This window comes from Streptomyces oceani (assembly GCF_001751245.1).
In the GTDB taxonomy this organism is placed as follows: Bacteria; Actinomycetota; Actinomycetes; order Streptomycetales; family Streptomycetaceae; genus Streptomyces; species Streptomyces oceani.
The window spans coordinates 69954-76675 of the sequence record NZ_LJGU01000135.1 but is presented as its reverse complement, the minus strand read 5'-3'; the positions used below and the strand labels follow the sequence as shown (position 1 = coordinate 76675).

General features: G+C 72.4%; 7 protein-coding genes, 5 tRNA genes and 1 pseudogene. 6 read left to right on the top strand and 7 right to left on the bottom strand.

Going from position 1 to position 6722, the window contains the following annotated elements; all coding sequences use genetic code 11:
- The coding region (locus AN216_RS18930; protein WP_244502529.1) for a serine/threonine-protein kinase at positions 1 to 915 on the bottom strand (915 nt) is incomplete at its 3' end.
- Positions 916 to 1587: 672 nt separating this feature from the next.
- On the opposite strand from AN216_RS18930, the gene AN216_RS18925 reads away from it, so the two are divergent.
- The gene (locus AN216_RS18925) at positions 1588 to 1797 is read left to right on the top strand and encodes a hypothetical protein (protein ID WP_070197890.1); all 210 of its coding nucleotides are present in this window, start codon (positions 1588 to 1590) and stop codon (positions 1795 to 1797) included.
- 372 nt (positions 1798 to 2169) lie between these two features.
- On the opposite strand, the gene AN216_RS18920 is transcribed toward AN216_RS18925, so the two are convergent.
- From AN216_RS18920 to AN216_RS18900, 5 genes are all read right to left on the bottom strand, one after another.
- Positions 2170 to 2241 (bottom strand) — tRNA-Val (locus AN216_RS18920).
- 28 nt (positions 2242 to 2269) lie between these two features.
- Positions 2270 to 2341: transfer RNA gene (locus AN216_RS18915), tRNA-Val, on the bottom strand.
- A gap of 25 nt (positions 2342 to 2366) precedes the next feature.
- Positions 2367 to 2438 (bottom strand) — tRNA-Val (locus tag AN216_RS18910).
- Position 2439: 1 nt separating this feature from the next.
- A tRNA-Cys gene (locus tag AN216_RS18905) sits at positions 2440 to 2510 on the bottom strand.
- 29 nt (positions 2511 to 2539) lie between these two features.
- Positions 2540 to 2612, bottom strand: a tRNA-Gly gene (locus tag AN216_RS18900).
- A gap of 134 nt (positions 2613 to 2746) precedes the next feature.
- Here AN216_RS18900 and AN216_RS18895 point away from each other — a divergent pair.
- From AN216_RS18895 to AN216_RS30890, 4 genes and pseudogenes are all read left to right on the top strand, one after another.
- Complete coding sequence (locus AN216_RS18895; protein ID WP_070197889.1) at positions 2747 to 3817, top strand: chorismate-binding protein; 1071 nt, start codon at positions 2747 to 2749, stop codon at positions 3815 to 3817.
- Positions 3814 to 4635, top strand: coding sequence for an aminotransferase class IV (locus tag AN216_RS18890; RefSeq protein ID WP_070197888.1), 822 nt, complete (start codon positions 3814 to 3816; stop codon positions 4633 to 4635). Before AN216_RS18895 ends, AN216_RS18890 begins: the two co-directional genes overlap by 4 nt.
- A 27-nt stretch (positions 4636 to 4662) precedes the next feature.
- Positions 4663 to 4863: pseudogene (locus tag AN216_RS30895) on the top strand (GNAT family N-acetyltransferase); the annotation flags it as partial.
- A 217-nt stretch (positions 4864 to 5080) separates the two neighbouring features.
- Complete coding sequence (locus AN216_RS30890; protein ID WP_338059262.1) at positions 5081 to 5530, top strand: GNAT family N-acetyltransferase; 450 nt, start codon at positions 5081 to 5083, stop codon at positions 5528 to 5530.
- Positions 5531 to 5591: 61 nt separating this feature from the next.
- Here AN216_RS30890 and AN216_RS18880 read toward each other — a convergent pair whose 3' ends face one another.
- Entirely contained in the window at positions 5592 to 6098 is a 507-nt protein-coding gene (locus AN216_RS18880) for a DsbA family protein (RefSeq protein WP_070197887.1), read from the bottom strand.
- 102 nt (positions 6099 to 6200) lie between these two features.
- Here AN216_RS18880 and AN216_RS18875 point away from each other — a divergent pair, with 102 nt between their 5' ends.
- On the top strand, positions 6201 to 6707 hold the full coding sequence (locus tag AN216_RS18875) for a hypothetical protein (protein ID WP_070197886.1): 507 nt from the start codon (positions 6201 to 6203) through the stop codon (positions 6705 to 6707).
- Positions 6708 to 6722: the final 15 nt, after the last annotated feature.

Sequence of the window (6722 nt, the reverse complement as noted above, 5' to 3'; positions counted from 1 at the left end):
CGTACAGCAGCCGCGCCGACCGGTCGAACCGCGCTGCCCCGGGGGCTTGGCGGGGTGGGCCGCGGGCGGCTGGTGGGCGCCGTCCGGCAGGCCGCGCGCCTCCCGAGCGGCGATCTCCTTGAGGCGCAGGGAGAGTTGCAGCGTGCTGGGCCGCTCCTCCGGTGCCTTGACCAGACATGCTTCGACGAGTGGGGCCAACGCCGCGTGCACGTCGCGCAGCTGTGGCTCCTCGTGTACGACGCGGTACAGCATGACCTCGGAACTCCCCTGCCCGAAGGGGGAGTCGGCCGTCGCCGCGTAGGCGAGCGTGGCACCCAGCGCGAAGATGTCCGTCGCCGGCGACACCGTGGCACCGCGGACCTGCTCGGGAGCCAGGAAGCCCGGTGAACCGACGGCCGTCCCGACGTGCGTGAGAGTGCTCGCCCCGGTCGCCCAGGCGATACCGAAGTCGATGATGCGGGGACCCTTGGGCGAGAGCAGGATGTTGGACGGCTTGAGGTCCCGGTGCACCACCCCGGCGTCGTGTACGGCCAGCAGGCCCTCCGCCAGTGCGGCGCCGATCGAGGCCACCCGCGAGGGCGGAAGGGGGCCGTCCTCGTTCACCTTGTCCTGCAGGGAGGGTCCGGGGACGTACTGGGTGGCGAACCATGGCCGGTCCGCGTCGAGATCGGCGGCCACCAGCCGGGCCGTACAGCCGCCCCGGATGCGTCGGGCGGCCGAGACCTCCCGGGCGAAGCGGGAACGGAACTCCTGGTCCTCCGCCAGGTCCGGCCGGATCACCTTCAGCGCCACCCGCTGGCCACGTCGGTCGGAGCCGAGGTAGACGACTCCCATACCGCCCGCACCGAGCCGGCGGTGCAGCCGGAACGAGCCGACGACCCGCGGATCCTCGCGCCGGAGCCGCATCATCGCCATGTCGCTTCCTACCTCCGGTGGGGAGAGTTCCGCCCTGCCGCCGGCGGGGAGAAGTCCTCCCGGTCCGCCCGTCCATCTGACGAAGACAGCTTACGGACTGCCGGCGGGTAGCCACGACAGGCGGCACACGCGGCGCCAGACGGATTGTCAGCGGCGGATCGCGGAGCGGGTACGACCCACGGCGCCCTCGCGCGGCCCTGGCCCGCCAGGGCCGCGGCGGCCAAGAACCGGGCCATCACCGGGATTTGACGTGGCGGCAGGTGAGAGTCGGCGGCGCTGGGGGACCGCCACTCGGCGGCCTGGCCGGGCCTGCCCACGGCACGGGTGGTGACCGGAAGCACATGCACAGGGGACGGTGGCGGCGACGTACGTGAGTGAAGTCACCCGGCGGCCCGCTGCCGCCCGAGAACAGCACCGGCGGACCGACCTGGGGGCGAGCGGCGGCCCCTAGCTCGAACCCCTGGTGGATTTCCCTGGGAACGGGGCCGAGGTTCTCCACCTCTGGGAGTATCCGAGCTCGCGAGGTGTCATCCTGCGGGAGGCCCCGCAGTGGGTACGCGGGCATGACGCCCGGGTGCGGACAGCTCACCTAGTGTGGTGGATCAAGCGGCGGGCGCGGCACTCGTCCCCCGAGGTTATACGCCCGCCGCTGCCAACGGACGGGGAGAGACCATGTCGCACACAGCGCATCGAGCGGCCGCGCGGACGCAGCGGCGGCTGACATCGTTCGCCGCGCTCGGCGTCCGGCCGGGTGGCAGCCGCCATCCGCTGGTCGCCGCCGCCATGGTCCTCCCGATGGCCGTCCTCCTCGCCATCGGCTTCGGTGGTGTGGACGCGGTGGTCATGCAGGCGTCGTCCGTGGTCGGCATGCTGGGGCGCTGACAGACGCCCCGGGCTCGGGAGAGCGGCCCGAGTCGGGGACATCCGACCATCAGCCCCGTGGGGACGGGGGTGCGGCGGGCGGCAGGAGGCCCGGGCAGCTGGGGAGCTGTCCGGGCCGTGCCCGCGTGCTGCCCACGTCCGGCTGCCGACCGCGGGGACGCGTTCGCGCATCGCCCAACCACCGTACGTGGCACGGTCGTAGGCGGCGCGCGTCCACAACTCGCCGACGAGGGAGACACCGCGGACGACGCGGGTCCCGAAGTGCCCGGTCCACGCGACGTGCCGCCACGACCGCGTAGGCACCGAGCCTGGAACGCCGGGTCGTGAGATCGAGAAGTCCCCGGCGGTATCCGCCGAGGACGCGTTCGGGAGTGGACGATACTGGATTTGAACCAGTGACCTCTTCCGTGTCAGGGAAGCGCTCTCCCGCTGAGCTAATCGTCCGGGACGGCGCGGGACCGCCTGCCGAGCGTGCGCGATACTGGATTTGAACCAGTGACCTCTTCCGTGTCAGGGAAGCGCTCTCCCGCTGAGCTAATCGCGCGGAACGGTCCGCGACCGCGAACCAGTGGACGATACTGGATTTGAACCAGTGACCTCTTCCGTGTCAGGGAAGCGCTCTCCCGCTGAGCTAATCGTCCGAGGTGGAGACGGGATTCGAACCCGTGTAGACGGCTTTGCAGGCCGTTGCCTCGCCTCTCGGCCACTCCACCATGGTCGGGGCCACCATAGCCCCAACCGGAGCGGACGACGAGATTCGAACTCGCGACCCCCACCTTGGCAAGGTGGTGCTCTACCAGCTGAGCTACGTCCGCAGTGCGCCCCCGGGTGCATTCCCGGCGACGGGTTGAACCTTAGCTGATTCTGGGACCAGCTCCAATTCACTTGCCGCCCCGGTGCCCGTACGCCGACCTCGGGGTCGCCGCGGGACATCCCTAGACTCGCTCGCATGTCCGACCCCGCCCCGCTCGCCCGCTTCGCTGGCCTCCTCGCCACCGACCTACGTGAGGTCACCGACGATCCCGAGGCGCTGGACTCCTCCGGGTGGTGGGCGGTCGTAGCCGACTACGAGGGAGGGCTCACCTGCGCCCGGTTCGGAGACGTACGACCGGCCGCACCACCGGCCGTGCTGCCGGGAGGCTGGCGCGGCCCGGCGCCCGCGGACTGGACCTCCTCGCTGGATCGCGCCGCCTACACGGCCGGAGTGCGCCGCGTACGCGAGCACATCGCCGCCGGCGAGGTGTACCAGGCCAACCTGTGCCGGATACTGACGGCGCCGCTGCCGGACGCGAGCCGCGCCAGCAGCGACGTGGACCAGCTCGCCGCCCGCCTGGCCCGCGGCAACCCGGCGCCGTACGCGGGCACCGTGCGACTACCCGCACACGGAGTCGAGGTCGCCACGGCCTCGCCGGAGTCGTACCTGCGCCGCGACGGCGCCGTCGTCACCTCCTCGCCGATCAAGGGCACCGGCCGTACGGCCGAGGATCTGTTGCCCAAGGACCACGCGGAGAACGTGATGATCGTCGACCTCGTGCGGAACGACCTCGGTCGGGTGTGCGGGACCGGCACCGTGACGGTGCCGCGGTTGTGCGCCGTCGAGGAGCACCCCGGGCTGGTACACCTGGTCTCCACGGTGCGTGGCGAGATCGCGCACGCGTGCCGACCACGGGGCTGGGCGCGGCTGTTGGCCGACACCTTCCCGGCCGGATCGATCACCGGGGCGCCGAAGTCGCGCGCCACGCGGTTGCTCGCCGATCTCGAGACGGCGCCGCGCGGTCCGTACTGCGGCGCCGTCGGCTGGGTGGACGCGGACCGAGGCACCGGTGAACTGGCGGTCGGTATCCGGACGTTCTGGATACGGCGGGACCTGCCCGGCGGGCCCCGGTTGTGTTTCGGCACCGGTGCCGGGATCACCTGGGACTCGGACGCCGAGCGTGAGTGGGAGGAGACCGAGCTGAAGGCGTCCCGACTGCTCGCGGTAGCGTCGGAGGTGTACGGGAACGAGAGGATGACGACGTGAGGATCTGGCTCGACGGAGCGCTGCGGGACAGCACGAGCGCGCAGGTGTCCGTACTCGATCACGGCCTGACCGTGGGTGACGGCGTCTTCGAGACGCTGAAGACCGTCGACGGGCGCCCCTTCGCGATGACCCGACATCTGCGGCGGCTCGCCACTTCCGCACGCGGACTGGGGTTGCCCGAGCCGGACGCCGAGGAGGTACGGCGCGCGTGCGCGGCCGTGACCGAGGCGAACCCGATGCCGCTGGGCCGGCTGCGTATCACCTACACCGGAGGGCTCTCGCCGCTGGGCTCCGACCGGGGCACCACCGGCCCGACGTTGGTCGTCGCGATGGGCGAGGCGACCCGGCGACCGGACAGCACCTCCGTGATCACCGTGCCCTGGACTCGGAACGAGCGCGGCGCCCTGTCCGGACTGAAGAGCACCTCCTACGCGGAGAACGTCATCGCGCTGGCCCGTGCCCGGCAACAGGCCGCGACGGAAGCCCTCTTCAGCAACACCAAGGGAGCGCTCTGCGAGGGGACCGGGTCGAACGTCTTCGTCGTCCTGGACGGCGAACTCCACACTCCGCCGCTCGACTCGGGCTGCCTGGCCGGCATCACCCGCGCCCTCGTGGCGGAGTGGACCGGAGCCCGGGAGACCGAGCTCCCGATGGACGTCCTGGACCGCGCCGACGAGATCTTCCTGACCTCGTCGATGCGCGATGTGCAGGCCGTACACCGTGTCGACGGGCGGGACCTGCCGGCGACCCCCGGACCGGTCACGGCGAAGGCGATGCGGGTCTTCGAGGAGCGTTCCGCCGCCGAGCCGGACGCCTGACGCCGGCCGCCGGACGCCGGACGCCTGATGACGCTCACGCTGCGGCCCGCCGGGCCGGAGGAACGCGCCCCGGACGGCGGCCGTGCGCGTACCTACGACATCTGCTCCAACGCTCGCCCCGTCGGGACCGTGAGGCTCGCCGCGTGCGACTCGTACGGGGTCGCGCTCGGCCGGATCGTCCGGCTGTCCATCGATCCCGCGCAACGCCGCCGGGGCCGCGCCACCGCGGCAGCGCTGGCCGCCGAGGAGGTGCTGCGCGACTGGCGGTGCGTACGCGTGGAACTCGCTCTGCCGGAGCCGGCCCTTCCGGAACAGCCGCTCCCGGAGGCCGCCGCACCGGCACTGGCGCTGGCGACCGCCCTGGGGTACGCGGAACGCAGCCACGTCATGGTGAAGGAGTTGGCCGGCCCGCCGCCGCTGCCGGCGGGCCGGCCTGGCCAGGGGGATGACCGACGCGGAGTACGCGACCTGGCGGGTTCGGGACGTCGCCGGGTACTCCAACGTGCTCGCCGATCGCGGGGTGCCTCCGGAACGGGCGCGTGCCGTCGCCTCACGCGAGTTGGACACCCTGCTGCCGGAGGGCCCCGCGACCAGCGGCATGACGCTGCGTACCCTCGAGCACGACGGAGCGGCGGTCGGCGGCCTCTGGCTGTGTACGGACGGAGCGCCCCGGCCCGAGGCCGACGCCTGGGCGTACGCGGTCGAGGTGCCCGCGGGGCAGCGGGGCCGCGGGCACGGACGCACGCTGATGCTGCTCGCCGAGCGGGAGTGCCACGCGGCCGGTCCGCGCCGGCTCGGTCTCCAGGTGCGGGTGAACAACGCCCCGGCGCGGCGGTTGTACGCCACGCTGGGCTACCGCACGATCGAGCGGGTGCTGCACAAGCGCTTGGACTGACCCTGCTGGGCCGGTGCCAGCCGCCAGACTGCCGGGCGCTCGCCAGCCCCGCCAGCGCGCCTCAGCTCTTCAGCAACCCGTCCGCGATCTCCACGATGCGCTCCCGTAGCCCTTCCTGACTCTTCCCGCCGTGCAGCACCTCGCCGTTGATCACGTACGTCGGAGTGCCGGTCACCCCGAGGGCCCGCCCCTCCGCCTGGTCCGCGTCGACGACCAACAGGTGGCGACCGTCGATCAGCGCCGTCTCCACCTCCTCGACGTCCATGCCCAGCTCCCGCGCCACTTCGAGGAGCACGGGCTCGCCACGTTTGCCGAGATCGCTGGTACGGGCCAGGACCGCCTCCGTGTAGGCGTCGCCCACACCCTGGGCGTACGCCTCCTCGGCGGCCTGCGCCGCGGCGTGCGCGTGCCGGTGCTTCTCCAACGGGAAATGGCGCAGCCGGATCTCCAGCGCGGGGCCGTACTGTTCGCGCAGGGCGCGCAGGTCACCCTGGGCCCGATGGCAGTCGGGGCACTGGAGTTCGTACCAGGCGTCGAGGACTACCGGTGCTGCGGAGGTGTCGGTCATGGTGGTGATTCTCGCACCCGGGAGGGAGCCACAACCCCGGAATATCCCGGAGATTCCCGTTTGGCATGGCCCTCGGGGTGCCGGTCGGTGCACGATGGAGACATGCTCATCATGACCGTGTGCGCTGCGCTCTCCGCCGCCGGACTGGCTGTCGCGTTCCTGACGGCCTACCGGCGTCGCTTCGTCGCCGCGACCCGCATCGCGGCCTTCGCGCTGTTGCCCGTCGGACTGGCCATGGCCGGTCTGGTGAAGCTGGGGGGCAAGGTCGGCACGGCGATCGGTGACTGGGCCGCCGACCTGGTGCTGGACCCGACGGTGTGGACCGGTTTCGCGGTGCTCGCGGTGGCGGTTCTGCTGTACGTCATCGCGCGGGTGGCCGGCGGCCGGACCTCGGCCGGCCAGGGCGCCGGTGGTGCGCGCAAGGAGCGCGGTGCCGCAAGCGGGCAAGCCGGCGGCGGGCAGGGCGGCGCCGCTGGGGCCGCCGCCCCGAGCGCCCCCGCCGTGCGAGGTGGCGCGGAGCCGGCGAAGAAGTCGCGGGACGGCCAGTCCGGCGGTGGAGACGAGGACTTCTCGGATATCGAGGCCATCCTGAAGAAGCACGGAATCTGAACGGTCCGCCTGGGT